This is a genomic window from Peribacillus sp. S4 (assembly GCF_046715815.1).
Taxonomy (GTDB): Bacteria; Bacillota; Bacilli; order Bacillales; family DSM-1321; genus Peribacillus; species Peribacillus frigoritolerans.
Genome location: NZ_CP175708.1, coordinates 1,082,506 through 1,097,232 on the forward strand (window position 1 = coordinate 1,082,506; position 14,727 = coordinate 1,097,232).

At 42.1% G+C, this 14,727-nt stretch carries 14 protein-coding genes and 1 pseudogene; 12 read left to right on the plus strand and 3 right to left on the minus strand.

Features of this window, described 5'->3' with window-relative positions:
- The first annotated feature begins 58 nt into the window (after nt 1-58).
- The 3 genes from ACJ9PY_RS05150 to ACJ9PY_RS05160 all read left to right on the plus strand — a co-directional run bounded on the left by ACJ9PY_RS05150 (nt 59) and on the right by ACJ9PY_RS05160 (nt 6,194).
- Complete coding sequence (locus ACJ9PY_RS05150; RefSeq protein ID WP_268564644.1) at nt 59-1,363, plus strand: uracil/xanthine transporter; 1,305 nt, start codon at nt 59-61, stop codon at nt 1,361-1,363.
- Between the two features lie 290 nt (nt 1,364-1,653).
- The gene (locus ACJ9PY_RS05155; RefSeq protein WP_411739604.1) at nt 1,654-3,828 is read left to right on the plus strand and encodes a malate synthase G; all 2,175 of its coding nucleotides are present in this window, start codon (nt 1,654-1,656) and stop codon (nt 3,826-3,828) included.
- A gap of 1,103 nt (nt 3,829-4,931) precedes the next feature.
- Complete coding sequence (locus tag ACJ9PY_RS05160) at nt 4,932-6,194, plus strand: pyridoxal-phosphate-dependent aminotransferase family protein (protein ID WP_187050548.1); 1,263 nt, start codon at nt 4,932-4,934, stop codon at nt 6,192-6,194.
- Nucleotides 6,195-6,479: 285 nt separating this feature from the next.
- Here the strand turns inward: ACJ9PY_RS05160 and ACJ9PY_RS05165 are convergent, their stop codons facing one another.
- The 3 genes and pseudogenes from ACJ9PY_RS05165 to ACJ9PY_RS05175 form a co-directional block, all read right to left on the minus strand.
- On the minus strand, nt 6,480-6,926 hold the full coding sequence (locus tag ACJ9PY_RS05165) for a PaaI family thioesterase (RefSeq protein ID WP_063577184.1): 447 nt from the start codon (nt 6,924-6,926) through the stop codon (nt 6,480-6,482).
- 14 nt (nt 6,927-6,940) lie between these two features.
- Complete coding sequence (locus ACJ9PY_RS05170) at nt 6,941-8,491, minus strand: cation acetate symporter (protein ID WP_411739605.1); 1,551 nt, start codon at nt 8,489-8,491, stop codon at nt 6,941-6,943.
- 67 nt (nt 8,492-8,558) lie between these two features.
- Nucleotides 8,559-8,705: pseudogene (locus tag ACJ9PY_RS05175) on the minus strand (hypothetical protein); the annotation flags it as partial.
- A 377-nt stretch (nt 8,706-9,082) separates the two neighbouring features.
- On the opposite strand from ACJ9PY_RS05175, the gene ACJ9PY_RS05180 reads away from it, so the two are divergent.
- From ACJ9PY_RS05180 to ACJ9PY_RS05220, 9 genes are all read left to right on the plus strand, one after another.
- Nucleotides 9,083-10,411, plus strand: coding sequence for a phenylacetate--CoA ligase family protein (locus ACJ9PY_RS05180; protein WP_411739606.1), 1,329 nt, complete (start codon nt 9,083-9,085; stop codon nt 10,409-10,411).
- 21 nt (nt 10,412-10,432) lie between these two features.
- Nucleotides 10,433-10,573 (plus strand): hypothetical protein, encoded by a 141-nt coding sequence (locus ACJ9PY_RS05185; RefSeq protein WP_156404294.1) that lies wholly within the window; start codon nt 10,433-10,435, stop codon nt 10,571-10,573.
- Nucleotides 10,574-10,622: 49 nt separating this feature from the next.
- Nucleotides 10,623-10,853 carry a ferredoxin gene (locus ACJ9PY_RS05190; protein ID WP_098865933.1) on the plus strand — a complete coding sequence of 77 codons (231 nt, stop codon included), beginning with the start codon at nt 10,623-10,625 and terminating at the stop codon, nt 10,851-10,853.
- A gap of 126 nt (nt 10,854-10,979) precedes the next feature.
- Nucleotides 10,980-11,936 carry a 1,2-phenylacetyl-CoA epoxidase subunit PaaA gene (gene paaA, locus ACJ9PY_RS05195; protein WP_063577181.1) on the plus strand — a complete coding sequence of 319 codons (957 nt, stop codon included), beginning with the start codon at nt 10,980-10,982 and terminating at the stop codon, nt 11,934-11,936.
- Nucleotides 11,937-11,954: 18 nt separating this feature from the next.
- On the plus strand, nt 11,955-12,314 hold the full coding sequence (gene paaB / locus ACJ9PY_RS05200; protein WP_034314912.1) for a 1,2-phenylacetyl-CoA epoxidase subunit PaaB: 360 nt from the start codon (nt 11,955-11,957) through the stop codon (nt 12,312-12,314).
- Complete coding sequence (gene paaC, locus ACJ9PY_RS05205) at nt 12,304-13,104, plus strand: 1,2-phenylacetyl-CoA epoxidase subunit PaaC (RefSeq protein ID WP_057275713.1); 801 nt, start codon at nt 12,304-12,306, stop codon at nt 13,102-13,104. The genes paaB and paaC overlap by 11 nt, the downstream gene beginning before the upstream one ends.
- A 24-nt stretch (nt 13,105-13,128) precedes the next feature.
- The gene (gene paaD, locus ACJ9PY_RS05210; protein ID WP_057275714.1) at nt 13,129-13,626 is read left to right on the plus strand and encodes a 1,2-phenylacetyl-CoA epoxidase subunit PaaD; all 498 of its coding nucleotides are present in this window, start codon (nt 13,129-13,131) and stop codon (nt 13,624-13,626) included.
- A gap of 20 nt (nt 13,627-13,646) precedes the next feature.
- On the plus strand, nt 13,647-13,952 hold the full coding sequence (locus ACJ9PY_RS05215; protein ID WP_034314904.1) for an EthD family reductase: 306 nt from the start codon (nt 13,647-13,649) through the stop codon (nt 13,950-13,952).
- The gene (locus tag ACJ9PY_RS05220; RefSeq protein ID WP_034314902.1) at nt 13,949-14,725 is read left to right on the plus strand and encodes an enoyl-CoA hydratase/isomerase family protein; all 777 of its coding nucleotides are present in this window, start codon (nt 13,949-13,951) and stop codon (nt 14,723-14,725) included. Before ACJ9PY_RS05215 ends, ACJ9PY_RS05220 begins: the two co-directional genes overlap by 4 nt.
- The last annotated feature ends 2 nt before the right edge of the window (nt 14,726-14,727 follow it).

A 14,727-nucleotide genomic window follows, 5' to 3' on the forward strand; every position in this document is an offset into this window, starting at 1 on the left:
TAAAAACTAGCAAACAGATTTTATAAAAATCCAGAAATCGGAAATGGTGATGATTAAGATGAAACAGCAAGGAGTTACTGTAACATTATTCTCCTCTTTACAGTGGCTTTTTTTTATTTTTGCCAATACGGTTGTCGTACCAATTTCTGTAGGAGCAGCATTCCAGCTTCCTACAGAAACGATTGAAATGACGATAAGGTGCTCCTTTATCTTTACCGGAATATCCTGTATTCTGCAGGCATGGGTTGGGCATCGTTATCCATTATTGGACAGCCATTCAGGGCTAATGTGGGGTCTGATGATAAATATGGGCATCTCTGCATCTGCACTCGGATTGGATTTTGAAACCGTAGGGGGAGGTATTGCAACAGGTATTTTGCTGGCTGGAGCTGTAACCGTACTGCTTGCGGCATTTAACCTGATTTATATCATACAAAAAGTAATTAAGCCGATGGTGATAAGTGTTTATATATTTTTACTGACCTTTCAGCTCATCTTTATTTTCTTCAAAGGTATGTTTAAAATAACCGAAAGTGGAACAATTGATCTTCCTGTCAGTTTGTTTTCAATCTTGATTGTCATCTTCGTCGGCTTTTTAAGGATTAAAGGAGGGAAAATACTAGGCAATTTCTCAATCCTGATCGGAATTATCGTAGGGTGGTCATTATATCGAATTATTTTCCCTTCAGATCTTCCGACGGCTAGCTCTTCAGGTATGGCATTCACTTTCTTTCCCCTTGGAACTCCAAACTTGAATATTGGTATTATTTTTGTTTCCTTTTTTGCTGTCCTTCTGAATTTAACGAATTCTTTCGCTTCTATTCAAGCTGTTGCAGATGTTTACAAGGAAAAGGTGGAACATAGTCAATACAGGAGATCTATTTTTGTAACAGGTATTTTTGCGTTTATCACTTCGATTTTTGGCTTGGTCCCTTTTACACCATTTACATCTACGATTGGTTTTTTACAAAGTACCAAGTTATTCAAACGAAAGCCATTCATTATAAGCGGATTTTTGTTTACTCTCCTTGGAGTTATTCCTCCATTAGGGAGATTCTTAGGAACAATACCATTAACAATAGGTAACGCTGTTTTATTTGTCGCATACCTTCAATTGTTCGGGACCGCATTAAACAGTCTGAAAGGAACGTTATTCAACTCTGAAACGATACTCCGTTTAGCAGGGCCGGTCCTAGTTGGAGTTAGCATTATGAACATCCCGCCAGCATTATTCGGCAGTATACCTGTCCTCTTGCAGCCTTTCATTACAAATGGTCTCATTATGGGTGTCATTATATCGATCTTTTTGGAGAAATTCATTAATTGGAATAAATTAATGAATAAGTTGGAGGTCGGGCAGTAACCGATCTATCTACCTGGAAATGGAAACACAAAGTGATTATTTTTTAAAAAATGGGCTTTCATTTTGCGAGTGAAGAAAAAAAGGTGTTCATACCATACTGACTATATTTGACATCTCTAACGATAAACTTGAAATTGATTATAAGAAAACAAAACAATAAATTTGAGAACTTGAAATCGAAAACAAACTAAGTATTGAACCCGTTCAAAGGGAGGAGAGATCACCTGGTTTAAGAAAATTATCTCGGCGTATGCCGGGAGTCAAACTAATTTTTAGAGGAGGAATACATCATGGGAGAATATGTGAAAGTAGGTAATCTTCAAGTGGCTTCGGTACTTTTTGAATTTATCAATAAAGATGGGCTGCCTGGAAGCGGACTGAATCAGGAACAATTTTGGGTTGATTTTGAAAAATTGGTACATGACATGTCTCCAAAAAACAAAAAATTATTAGCTCGTCGTGATGAAATTCAAACCAATATCAATACATGGCACAGGGAAAATAAAGAGATGGACTTTGCTGAATATAAAACATTTTTACAAGAAATTGGCTATCTCGAACCTGAAGGAGAAGACTTTCATATTACCACAGAAGGGGTAGATGATGAAATTGCCTTCCAAGCCGGTCCGCAGCTAGTTGTCCCGGTTGATAATGCTCGTTATGCTATTAACGCTTCAAATGCAAGGTGGGGAAGCCTTTATAATGCCCTATATGGTACAGATGTTATTAGCGAAAAAGAAGGAGCCTACCGAGAAGGGAGCTACAATGAAGTACGCGGTGGAGAAGTCATTTCATTTGCAAAGGATTTTCTTGATCAAGTAACTCCTTTAAAGGATCATTCACATAAAGACGCCGTGAAATATACAGTAGTAGATGGAAAATTAGCTGTTACACTCAGAAATGGAGAAATTACGAGTTTAGTAGAGGAATCTAAGCTAGTTGGCAATCAAGGTGAATACGGAAATCCATCGGCGATATTATTAAAAAATAATGGGTTGCATTTTGAAATTCAGATTGATAGAAGTCACCCGATCGGTAAAAAAGATAAAGCAGGCGTTAAGGACATTCTAATGGAATCTACTCTTACGACAATTATGGATTGTGAGGATTCTGTTGCAGCAGTGGATGCTGATGATAAAGTCCTGGTCTATCGAAATTGGTTAGGTCTTATGAGGGGGGATCTGGCTGTAACCTTCAAAAAGGATAATAAAATGATGACACGTACAATGAACCCGGATCGTTTATACAGGGCACCAAATGGAGAAGAATTCTCTTTACCTGGTCGTTCACTTATGTTTGTCCGTAACGTGGGACATTTAATGACCACAAACGCAGTCCTGGATGCAAATGGTGAGGAGATTCCTGAAGGGATTATGGATACGGTCATGACTAGTTTACTTGCCAAACATTCCTTGTTGGGGAATGGTAAATATCAAAATTCATCTAAAGGATCAGTTTATATCGTTAAGCCAAAAATGCATGGATCCGAAGAGGTGGCTTTTGCCAATGAGCTCTTTGATCGTGTGGAAGACATGATTGGTCTACAGCGAAATACACTGAAAATTGGTGTTATGGACGAAGAACGTCGAACTTCATTGAACTTGAAAGCTTGTATCCGCCAAGTTAAAGAAAGGGTGGCATTTATTAATACAGGGTTCTTAGATCGAACGGGAGACGAAATTCATACTTCTATGGAAGCTGGACCTATGATCCTCAAAAATAACATGAAAGGATCAAAATGGCTACAAGGTTATGAAAAATCGAATGTCAATGTAGGTCTGGCAACCGGTTTTCAAGGTCGAGCTCAAATTGGTAAGGGAATGTGGGCAATACCTGACATGATGGCGGAAATGCTAACGCAAAAGATTGGCCATCTGAAAGCGGGGGCGAATACAGCATGGGTGCCTTCACCGACTGCAGCGACATTGCATGCTCTTCATTATCATCAAGTGGATGTAAAAAAGGTGCAAGATGAGTTGAAAAAGAATCCAGTAAATTTACGTGATGATATTTTGGAAATCCCGGTGGCTCAAAACCCCGAATGGAGTCCGGAAGAAATTCAGCAAGAGCTGGATAACAATGCCCAAGGTATCCTCGGTTATGTTGTACGTTGGGTAGAACAAGGAATTGGTTGTTCCAAAGTACCAGATATCAACAATGTAGGGTTGATGGAAGAGCGTGCCACACTAAGAATTTCGAGTCAGCATATCGCTAACTGGCTTCACCACGGAATTTGTACAAAAGGACAGGTTTTGGAAACTTTACAACGAATGGCTAAAGTAGTGGATGAACAAAACCGTGGAGATTCAGCCTATCAATGTATCGCGGATAATTACGACAGCTCAGTGGCGTTTCAAGCGGCATGCGACCTAGTGTTTCAAGGCTATAACCAACCAAGTGGGTATACTGAGCCTATCCTGCATCGACGACGCATTGAAGCGAAGAAAAATAAGTGTAAACATTAAGTGAATTCTGGGGCATCAGACCAACCAGGATGCAATGTTTAGCATAGTGCCATATCTTAACTTCTACCAGTGATTCATACGGGGCTTCGGATTAAAATAAGTGATTAATCGATAAAATGGGGGAACAAGTGATTACGATTACTTGTTCCCCATTTTGGTCTAATTCTTTATAAAAAGAAAAAGCAAATAAAACATATGTGAATTAGATGTAACAAGATTAGACATCATCTTTTTAGGTTCGCAGTCCATCAAAAGTTAATTTGGCCGGAATAAGTAGAACTAGTATCTTAATTTATCAAAAATACCAGTCAATATGATGAGGAGCTGCCTATAACAAAAGCTCTTTTGATCATAGAAATCTGTATATATACACATTATTGGTTGTCTTTCAGTTGGTTATTTTGCACAAAAAAGCATCGAAATACTAACAGAATTGTCAATGAAGTTAAATGCGAAAGCAAGTAAAATAATAGATGACATAAATTTTGTGAATGTTCATGACATCAAAGGCTAATGCGAAGGGAAGCGATATGATGGGCAATCATAACGAAAAATTAATAGATGAAAAGGATGATGTTACGTTCGCTGATAGAAGGGTTAGCATTTTTCGGGGCAACAGAGAGTAATGGAGTGACCCGGATATTATATTCCAAGGAAAGGATGAGCGCTCAGCAGGCAATGAAAGCTGAGGATGGGAAAAAACTTACTACATATTTTGATAGTGTATGCTTTAGGGCGTCCCTCCGGTGGAATCAATCTGACCAGTTCCCATATGGAAACGGACAAGGATGGGGCGTCACCGCCTTTATACGGTGAAAATCATTGGTAAGAGTGATCATGCGGGCACCACTCCCATTCATAAAGGAAGGATGCTGTCGTCTGGCTTCGGAATTCAATGTTCTGAATGGCATCGGTGAGGAAGAGGTTTTTGAAAGGTTTTGTAAGGACACTTACCGGCTCTCGATTCCCTGGCAAAGAAAGCGGAAATAAAGCTGGGATTTCACAATGGATGGATTCAAACCTGTTGCGATGGATATGGATCAGGGAATCGGATTTTTGAATGAAATATTTTATAAAATAGCCTATTGAAGGAGTTGGTAAAAATGGCATATACAGAATTGAATGCACCGATGAGAACGATCATGACACCAGGACCGGTCGAAGTTGACCCGCGTGTTTTAAGGGCGATGAGCACACCGATATTAGGGCAATTCGATCCTGCATTCACCACTATCATGAATGAAGTGATGGAAATGCTGCGTTTGGTTTTTCAAACGAAAAATAAATGGGCGTTCCCGATAGATGGCACCTCAAGATCCGGTAATGAAGCGATTCTATGCAGCATCATTGAGCCGGGGGATAAGGTCCTGGTTCCTATATTCGGAAGGTTCGGTCATTTATTGGTGGAAATCTGTGAGCGATACGGAGCTGAAGTCCATACGATGGAATGTCCTTGGGGAGAAGTGTTCGAACCGCAAGCAGTCATTGCGGAAATCAAGAAAGTCTCCCCAAAAATAACAGCAATCGTGCATGGGGAAACCTCCACTGGTTGTATGCAGCCTTTGAAGGAAATCGGGCGGGCCTGCCGTGAATTGGGTGTCCTGCTTGTTGTGGATGCGGTTGCCTCCATCGGGGGCACCGATGTTAAGGTGGATGAATGGTGTATTGATGGATTGATAGGAGGGACACAAAAATGCTTGTCCGTTCCTTCCGGTATGGCACCGATTACGTATAATGAGCGAATAGAAGAAATCATCCAGTCCCGCAAAAAGGTGGAACGTGGTATTGCCACAGATGAAGACAACCAACAGGTTTCGCTCAGCCGTCCGATCGCCAGTAACTATTTCGATTTAAGCATGCTGCAGGATTATTGGGGACCGCGTCGTTTGAATCATCATACAGAAGCAACTTCCATGATTTATGCGTTACGTGAAGGATTGCGCCTTGTGCTCGAAGAAGGTCTGGAAACTCGCTTTGCTCGTCATGAACTCCACGAAGCTGCTCTCGTTGAAGGGATCAAGGCAATGGGACTAATGTTATTCGGGGATGGGAAAAACAAACTTCCGTGTGTAACTTGCATTGAAATTCCAAAAGGAATCGATGGTGAAGCTGTAAGAGACATGCTGTTGAATGAATTTGGCATCGAAATCGCTTCCTCATTTGGTCCGCTTCACGGGAAAATCTGGAGAATCGGGACCATGGGATTCAGTTGCAGGAAAGAAAACATCCTGTTTGTATTGGCCTCCTTGGAAGCTGTCCTATTGCGCCAGGGGTTTCAAGTTAATCGGGGAGAGGCTTTGCAGGCTGCGCTTGATGTATATGTAGGAAAGAAGGAGAAAATGGTAGCATCACAAGGGTCTCTTTGAATAATGGATGTCCATGTGGATTTCAGCAAATCCGGCCATGATCATCGGGAAGGCAAAGAGAGAAAATCGCTTATCAGACGGATGGGGTAAGTGAACGGGAGTGCGGCGAGTCGTTAATCGTGATAGGTAACAGTATTACGGTCAATAACTAAAAGAAGGGTTATAAAATAGGGGAGGGGGATTCCAATCGGGAATCCCCCTTTTTTTTCTATGCGTACGTATCCTTGGCAAATCAAGGGAAACGAAACCGGACAAATGGGTTGCATGTCCGCTTTCAAACGTTACTTATTCAACTTGGTCGACGAAATATTGATTTTTCCTGAATACCATCGCTTCCATGGTTGCAATCAATTCCCTTTCATTTAACACGTCTATTTTATACCAGGCCAGTTTATGGTTTTTCTTGATCTCTTCCGCTCTGGCAGTTAAAGTCTCACCCCGTTTGCCAGCTGATAAGAAATTGATGTTGTTTGAAACGCCAACCGCTACTTTGCCATATGAATTGCTGGCTGCTGCGAACACGTAATCAGCAAGTGAAAAGATAATGGCACCATGAACCGTTCCGTGGCTATTTAGCATGTGGTCACTTGGAATCAATTCTGCTTCCGCTGTGCCGGGACCGAGTTTCGTCAATCTCATCCCTAGAAAAGAAGCATATGGTTCGTCGACCAGTACTTGTTTGATTTGATCGTAATGCAATTCGTGAATATCCTTATCTAAATGTGCGGTCATCGAAATCCCCCTTATTAATGGTCTTTTGCTGAATTTATCCCATATCCAGTGTTTGATTTGAACAGTACTTCAGCAAACCTGTTTTCCTCATCTTTTGCCTTTGACAAGATTGTGCCTAAATAAGCTCCAATAAAGCCGAGCGGCACGGTGAAAATGGTCGGGTTGCTCATCGTGAAGAGGGGATCGCCCGTGAAAATCCCCATTCCAGGTTCCGGATTCCATACATTGGGGCTAAGCATGACCAGTATGATGGAGCTGAGTAAACCGAATGACATTCCTGTGATCGCTCCGGTAGAGTTGAAGCGTTTCCAATATATTGTGCAAAGGATGATCGGTAAATTGGCACTGGCAGCAATCCCAAGCGCGAGGACTGAAAGAAAAGCGACATTCATTGATTGTGCGAATAAAGCAAGTAGAATCGAAATGACCGCTACGCCGACAGAAGCCAATCGGGCGACGAGTACTTGCTGTACTCCCGTAATATTTCCATCCTTGATGATTTCACCATATATATCATGTGCAAAAGCGGATGCCGACGTTAAAACAAGGCCTGATACAACCAGTAAAATCGTGGCAAATGCTACAGCAGAAACGAATGCGAATAAAAATTCACCGCCTATGGTTAATGCAAGTAGTGGAGCGGCCATGTTTCCAGCTGGGTTTGCATCGACGATCCGCTCAAACCCGACGAAAGATGCAGCCCCGAAACCAAGGAAAATCGTCATGATGAAAAATACCCCTATAAACCATGTGGAATATACGACGGATTTCCTTGCAGTAGCTGCGTCCTTTACTGTAAAGAAGCGGACGAGTAAATGCGGAAGGCCGGCTGCTCCAAGGACAAGCGACATATTGAATGAAATCATGTCGAGTCCATCGGTGTATTTATTTCCTGGATCCAAAAAATCCTTTCCGAGCGGTGTTGCAGTTTGGACATGATGAAACATTTCTGAAATGTTGAAATTAAAACGCGAAAATACGATGAACGTCAACACGCTAGAACCGCCTAGCAAGAGCACTGCTTTGGTGATCTGCACCCAGCTTGTCGCTGTCATCCCTCCGAAAATCACATAAATCGTCATCAGTACACCGACAAGCAGAACGGATAGCCAATAATCGATGCCGAGCAAGAGTTTAATTAATCCTCCTGCACCGACAAGTTGGGCAATCATGTAAAAGATTGAAATGACAAGTGTGTTAGCCGCAGCTATCCCTCGCACTTTTTTTGATTTGAAGCGTGCTGAAATCATATCTGCCAGCGTAAACTTACCTAGATTGCGTAGTGGTTCCGACACTAGATACAATAAGACAAGAAAGGCAACAAGGTTCCCGATGCTCATGTAAAAGCCATCAAAACCAATCAGTGCGATTGCCCCCGTAATTCCGAGGAAAGATGCGGCTGACATAAAATCACCTGCCACGGCTAATCCATTCTGCCATGCTGTCAATCCGCCGCCGGCCATATAAAAATCACTGGTATTTTTCGTCTTCTTAGAAGAGTAATAGGTTATAGTAAGCGTTAACAAGATGATGCCCAAAAAAAGCGTGAGGGATAAAAGGCTCATTCGCCAAGCTCCTTCTCATATTTATTCAAGATTTTTTTTGCCATCTTGTCGTACTTCGCTGCTTTTTTTATCCATACGACGGCAGGAGGAGTGCGTATACCCAAGCCCAAGTAATATAGAAGAAGGCTTCGCCTTTCAGCACTTCGCTATAAGCAGCTAAAATTGGCAGAACAAAATAAAAAGCAAGAAAGAGGAGAGTGACAGGTACATGAAAGCTTTTTCCTTTGGATTAGTTCCTTGAATTCTTCCGTTTCAATTAATTTACGATACTTATTTTCTCTGTCATGTCCTGATGGTGAATGCCCAGTTTTTAGCCTGTGATTCCATAGTAATCCCCCCTTTTAATATAGTACGTTTTTAAAACGAGTGTTTGATAAAATGATATATCATTGTTAAAATTAACATAGTCTGAAAATTTAGTAAATTGGTATTTTGTCTATTCAGTCATTTTAGCTGAATTATAAAAACATGATTGACAACGTAGAAATGACGTATTAATCTTGAACTAAATCATAACAATAATTTATTCTCCGTTTTATTACTGTTATGAATGTCGGTGGGACAATAGTAAAATTGAGGGGGACTGAAAAAATGTACAATCCGGAAGTTGAAACGGCTTCGCGTGCTGAAATGGAAAGTTTACAAATGGCACGCCTTAAAAAAACGATTAGCCATGTTTATGAAAATGTACCTTATTACAGAGAAAAGTTTAGGGAGATGGGCCTGGAACCAGAAGATATTCAAACTCTAAACGATGTGATAAAGCTTCCCTTTACAAAAAAACAGACGCTTCGTGATCAGTATCCATTCGGTTTATTTGCCGTTCCGATGGAGGATGTAACACGCATTCATGGTTCATCCGGAACGAGCGGAAAGCCTACAATTGTCGGGTATACGAAAAATGATTTGGAAATCTGGGCAACAATCGTCGCACGTGGAATTGTAGCTGCAGGAGGCCGCAAGTCAGATATTTTCCATAACGCATATGGATATGGTCTGTTTACAGGGGGGCTGGGCTTGCATTGTGGGGCAGAAAAGCTAGGGGTTGCGACAGTACCCATTTCAGGGGGGAATACCGATAGGCAGATTACGATCATCAATGACTTTAAACCGCGAGGCATTTGCGGAACCCCTACTTATATTTTGAATATCGCTGAAAAGATGGAAGAGATGGGAATTGATCCTGCTGATAATGGGCTTGAGTACGGAATTTTCGGAGCTGAGCCATGGTCGGAGGCAATGAGGGCAACACTTGAGAGGAAACTGAAATTGAAAGCCATCGATATTTACGGATTGAGTGAAATCATGGGGCCGGGAGTGGCGATTGAATGTCATGAAGCACAGGATGGACTGCATATCGCAGAAGACCATTTTCTTGTCGAGGTCATTAACCCGGACACGCTTGAACCGGTTGAGGACGGCGAAGATGGGGAACTTGTATTCACCAGCCTTACAAAGGAAGCGCTCCCAATCATTCGTTACCGTACAGGGGACATCGCCTCAATTACACATGAACCGTGTAAATGCGGGCGTACGACAACTAGAATGTCCCGTGTTAAGGGCAGAACGGATGATATGATCATAGTCAGGGGAGTGAATGTATTTCCATCTGAAATAGAGCGTGTGTTATTCCAAATGGAGGGAATTGTGGCGCACTATCAGATTCATCTCGTTAAGAAGGGGAATATGGATGGTGTTGAACTGCACATTGAAATTGAAAGCGGTTTCTACAAAGAGATTGAAGAAGACTTAACGCATGGGAATGTAGAGATATTAAGGAAAACGATTCAGCATCATTTGAAATCCGCATGTCTTGTCACGATGGATATTGTTGTCAACATCCCAAAAAGCATTCCCCGTTCAGAAGGAAAAGCGATTCGTGTCGTTGATAAGCGGAAGGATGAAGTCATTCGTTTGTAAATTCCATGCTCATGAATATGGATGTGGAAACCGGACGATTCTGTCGTTCAGTTCTTTCCAGCTGAAGTATCGATTGGAATAAGTGGAGCTGAAGAAATCGAACAAGTAAACGCCATACATAAAGCGGATGCAATCGTGTTTAAATATGGGTTTATCTCTTAATGGAAGAGAAGATGGAGCCAATCATGAAATGGAGAAGGAGGAGGGCCTCTTGTCAAAATATACAGTTGTGGATCAAGAAACCTGCATTGCATGCGGTGCGGCTGCACCAGAAATCTTTGATTACAATGATGAGGGAGTGGCATTTGTCATCCTGGATGAAAATGAAGGAACTGCAGAGGTCCCGGAAGGTTTCTTTGATGATCTGGATGATGCGGTGGAGGGTTGTCCGACAGATTCTATCAAAGTGGAAACTTCGCCCTTTAAAGTTTTAGTGGATTAAAAGATTCAAAGAAACCCAGAAAATTTCCTTTTATTTAAAAAAAGACAGAATAGTCTTGCATTAAGTATAACAGTAAAATATAATAACGTTATATAAACGTTATATTTAAAAAAAGAGGTGATTTGGATGAACGTTCTTTTAAATGATATGGCAGGGGAAGAAAAGCTAAATCAATTCATTGCCAGAATCGAAGCGGGAGAAAAGATAGAGGCGGATGATTGGATGCCGGAAGAATACCGGGGCACTTTAATCAAATTAATATCTATGCATGGAATCAGTGAAATCATGGGGGCGCTTCCAGAAAAGGAATGGGTACCTAAAGCCCCGACCTTAAATAGGAAACTTGGAATCATGGCAAAGGTGCAGGATGAAATGGGGCATGGGCAATTATTGCTTCGCGTCGCCGAGGATTTGCTAAAGCCTTACAGTAAAAAACGGGATGACCTCATGCAAGATTTGTTTAAAGGAGATTTAAAGTTTCATAATGTTTTCCATATGGAAGCCAAATCATGGGGCGATGCTGGATTGATTGGCTGGCTGGTTGATGGTGCAGCCATCATTTCCCAGACGAACATGCTTGGTGCCTCATATGGCCCTTATGCCCGGGCATTACAGAGGATTTGTGCGGAAGAAGTTTTTCACGCGCAGCATGGTGAAGCGATAATCATGGCTTTGGCTGAAGGGACGGAAGAACAAAGGAAATTGGTTCAAGACTCCATCAATTATTGGTGGGAATCTTTATTACTTTTCTTTGGACCTCCCAGTAAGAATGAAGTGGGCACATCCAAACAGGATATAACGATTAAGTACAAAATCAGAACCAGTACGAATGAAGAACTTCGACAAGCTTTTTTTTCCAAATATGTGAAGCGGATCCTTTCGCTTGGCTTCAGCATTCCAGATGAATCGCTTAGGTTTGACAAAGAGTCTGAAACCTGGATTTACCAACAACCCGATTGGGGGAAATTGAAGGTGTTCGCAAGGAATGAAGGTCCCCGTTCGCAGGATCGCTTAAGTCTTCGAAGAAATTCTTACGAAAAAAATAAATGGGTACGCGAGGCATTGGCGCCAAAGGTCATTTAAGGGAGGGGGAAGGACGATATGGAAACTAGACAAGGAAATTACTTTGAAGAATTTGAAGTGTTCAGCCGTAAAACGCAATCATCACCCGTTCAATACCACTTCAGCCTGCTCGCCCCGAATGAGGATATCGCCATCATGATGGCACAAGAAAATTTCATGAGACGTGAAGCGGTTGATGATATCTGGGTCGTGAAAAGACGGAATATACGGAAAATGACGGCCGAGGAAAAGAAAACGCTTCAACGTATCGATAATAAAGACTACAGGACCACAAAAGGGTACGGGTATTTAAAGAAAAAATGGCGGAAGTATGAGCAGGGAATGCTCGATGAAAAAGAGATAATGTCTTGGGCTGGAGGTGTGAAAAATGAGGAATGAATCATTGAAGGACATCGCAATCAAGGAATTGCTGCTTCAACTGGCGGACGATGACTTCATCCATTCATACCGTGGTGCAGAATGGTTGGGACTCGCACCGCATATCGAAGAAGATGTTGCATCCGCCTCGATATCCCAAGACACGATGGGGCATGCAGCCATTTATTATAAGTTACTTGATGAACTCGGTGAAGGGGATGCGGATAAGCTGGCTCATGACCGTCCCGCCAAGGAACGGCGCAATGCGATCATTCTCGAATTGGTCAATGGTCCTGGTCACTATATGAAAGACCCGGATTATGATTGGGCGTTTGCGGTAGTGCGGAATTATTTTTATACCCAAGCCAAAGCAATTAAGGTTCAATCCCTTCATTCATGTTCGTATGAACCGCTTGCTGAAGTGGCACAAAAGGTACAGATGGAACTTTACTATCATTTGATGCACTGGAAAACCTGGTTCGTCCAATTGCTGGGATCTGGTCACTTGGAAGCGGTTTCGAGAATGAAAGCGGCGATTGGTAAAACAATGCCCGATTTTGCTGGCGTATTTTCACTTGGACAATATGGGGAGGAAATGGTGGAGCTCGGCTTGATAGAGGGCGAAGCTGTTTTACAGAAAAAGTGGATCGAGGCCATCACACCAATTTTTGAAAGTGTCGGCTTGGCAGCAACGATTCAAATAGGGATGGCAAGAGGTGATGGCCGCAATGGCCAGCATACGGAAGATTTGGAAAAGGCGCTAGAAACGTTAAGCGAAGTATACGCAAGCGATAAAGCAGCTTCATGGTGAATCAATAGAAAGGGGAGGGGTACCATGGCGACCGTACAGTTAAACACAGAAGAAATATATAGGCTCCTGGAAGACGTTAAAGATCCCGAAATCGATACAGTAAGTATTCTGGATTTAGGGATGGTCCAAGACGTGACGGTTTCGGGCCAGGACGTTTCGGTAAAAATGCTGCCAACTTTTCTTGGGTGCCCGGCATTGTCGATCATTCAAAAAAATGTGGAAACAGCCCTTAAACAGCTGCCTGCCGTAAAAAATGTAAGTGTGGAATTTTTACGTTCCCCTTCCTGGACATCCGATCGAATTACGGAAAAGGGGAAAGCTGGATTGAAGGTTTTCGGAATCTCCCCTCCTCCTCGACAAATGAAAAGTGATGGATCATGGCATGTGGATTGCCCATATTGTGAATCGACATATGTCACGATGGAAAATATCTTCGGTCCAACGGCCTGCCGCAGCATTTTATATTGTAAGGCATGCAAAAATCCGTTCGAAGCGATGAAACCGATGATAAAAATAATCTAATAAAATGGAGGTTTTCTAAAATGGTAAAACTAATCGCCCTTTATAAACAACCTGAAAACAAGGAAGAATTCGATGAGCACTACTTCAATGTACATGGTCCGATAACGGAAAAAATTCCTGGTCTTCAAAAAATGGAGGTCACTAAAATTGTAGGGACCCCAATGGGCAAAGACTCTGAGTACTACATTCTTTGTGAAATGTATTATGAAGACCATGATGCATTGCAACAAGGAATGCGTTCCCCGGAAGGAAAAGCATCAGGGAAAGACCTAATGGGCTTTGCCGGGAAACTTGTAACGATGATGATCGGTGAAGAAATAAAATGAATGCGCTTCAATTCATCGAAACGTCAATCTCGGATGGAATTGGTTATATCTCTTTAAATCGGCCTAAGCAACTTAATGCCCTTAACAGGATAATGGTTAGGGAAATAGTTTCAACCATGGAAGAATTCGACCGGGACCCGCAAGTGAAGGTTATTTTGCTATCGGGCAATGGAAAAGCATTTTCCGCTGGAGCTGATATTGACGAGATGGTGAACGATGATCCAATCAGTATGGAGTTAACGAACCAATTTGCCGATTGGGACCGAATAAGCCTAGTCAAGAAGCCTGTGATTGGTGCGGTGAAAAGTTTTGTATTCGGCGGCGGTTTTGAACTTGCTTTATCCTGTGATTTCCTGATTGCCGCCAGCGATACCCAGTTTTCCTTTCCTGAAGTGACACTAGGGGTCATGCCTGGTGCAGGAGGAACCCAAAGGTTGACGAAATTGGTAGGCAAGACGAAGGCACTTGAATGGATATTGACGGCTGAAAGGATAAAGGCAAAGACAGCCCTGCAATATGGTTTCATTAATAAGATCGTCGCACCTGAATTGTTAATGGAAGAATCGGTTGACTTTGCTAGAAAGATAGCAAAGCAACCCCCGTTAGCTGTAAGGCTGATCAAAGAATCCATCAATAAGGCCGTTGATTATCCCTTAAATGAGGGCATGCAATTTGAACGGAAGAATTTCTATATCCTTTTCGCATCAGAGGACCAAAAAGAAGGAATGAAAGCATTTGTTGAAAAAAGGGAGCCAAAATTCACAGGCGGATAAGG

Coding starts and splice junctions, on each gene's coding strand:
- ACJ9PY_RS05150 (WP_268564644.1), top strand. CDS start 59: ATGAAACAGCAAGGAGTTACTGTAACATTATTCTCCTCTTTACAGTGG.
- ACJ9PY_RS05155 (WP_411739604.1), top strand. CDS start 1,654: ATGGGAGAATATGTGAAAGTAGGTAATCTTCAAGTGGCTTCGGTACTT.
- ACJ9PY_RS05160 (WP_187050548.1), top strand. CDS start 4,932: ATGGCATATACAGAATTGAATGCACCGATGAGAACGATCATGACACCA.
- ACJ9PY_RS05165 (WP_063577184.1), bottom strand. CDS start 6,926: ATGACCGCACATTTAGATAAGGATATTCACGAATTGCATTACGATCAA.
- ACJ9PY_RS05170 (WP_411739605.1), bottom strand. CDS start 8,491: ATGAGCCTTTTATCCCTCACGCTTTTTTTGGGCATCATCTTGTTAACG.
- ACJ9PY_RS05180 (WP_411739606.1), top strand. CDS start 9,083: ATGTACAATCCGGAAGTTGAAACGGCTTCGCGTGCTGAAATGGAAAGT.
- ACJ9PY_RS05185 (WP_156404294.1), top strand. CDS start 10,433: ATGTGGAAACCGGACGATTCTGTCGTTCAGTTCTTTCCAGCTGAAGTA.
- paaA (WP_063577181.1), top strand. CDS start 10,980: ATGAACGTTCTTTTAAATGATATGGCAGGGGAAGAAAAGCTAAATCAA.
- paaB (WP_034314912.1), top strand. CDS start 11,955: ATGGAAACTAGACAAGGAAATTACTTTGAAGAATTTGAAGTGTTCAGC.
- paaC (WP_057275713.1), top strand. CDS start 12,304: ATGAGGAATGAATCATTGAAGGACATCGCAATCAAGGAATTGCTGCTT.
- paaD (WP_057275714.1), top strand. CDS start 13,129: ATGGCGACCGTACAGTTAAACACAGAAGAAATATATAGGCTCCTGGAA.
- ACJ9PY_RS05215 (WP_034314904.1), top strand. CDS start 13,647: ATGGTAAAACTAATCGCCCTTTATAAACAACCTGAAAACAAGGAAGAA.
- ACJ9PY_RS05220 (WP_034314902.1), top strand. CDS start 13,949: ATGAATGCGCTTCAATTCATCGAAACGTCAATCTCGGATGGAATTGGT.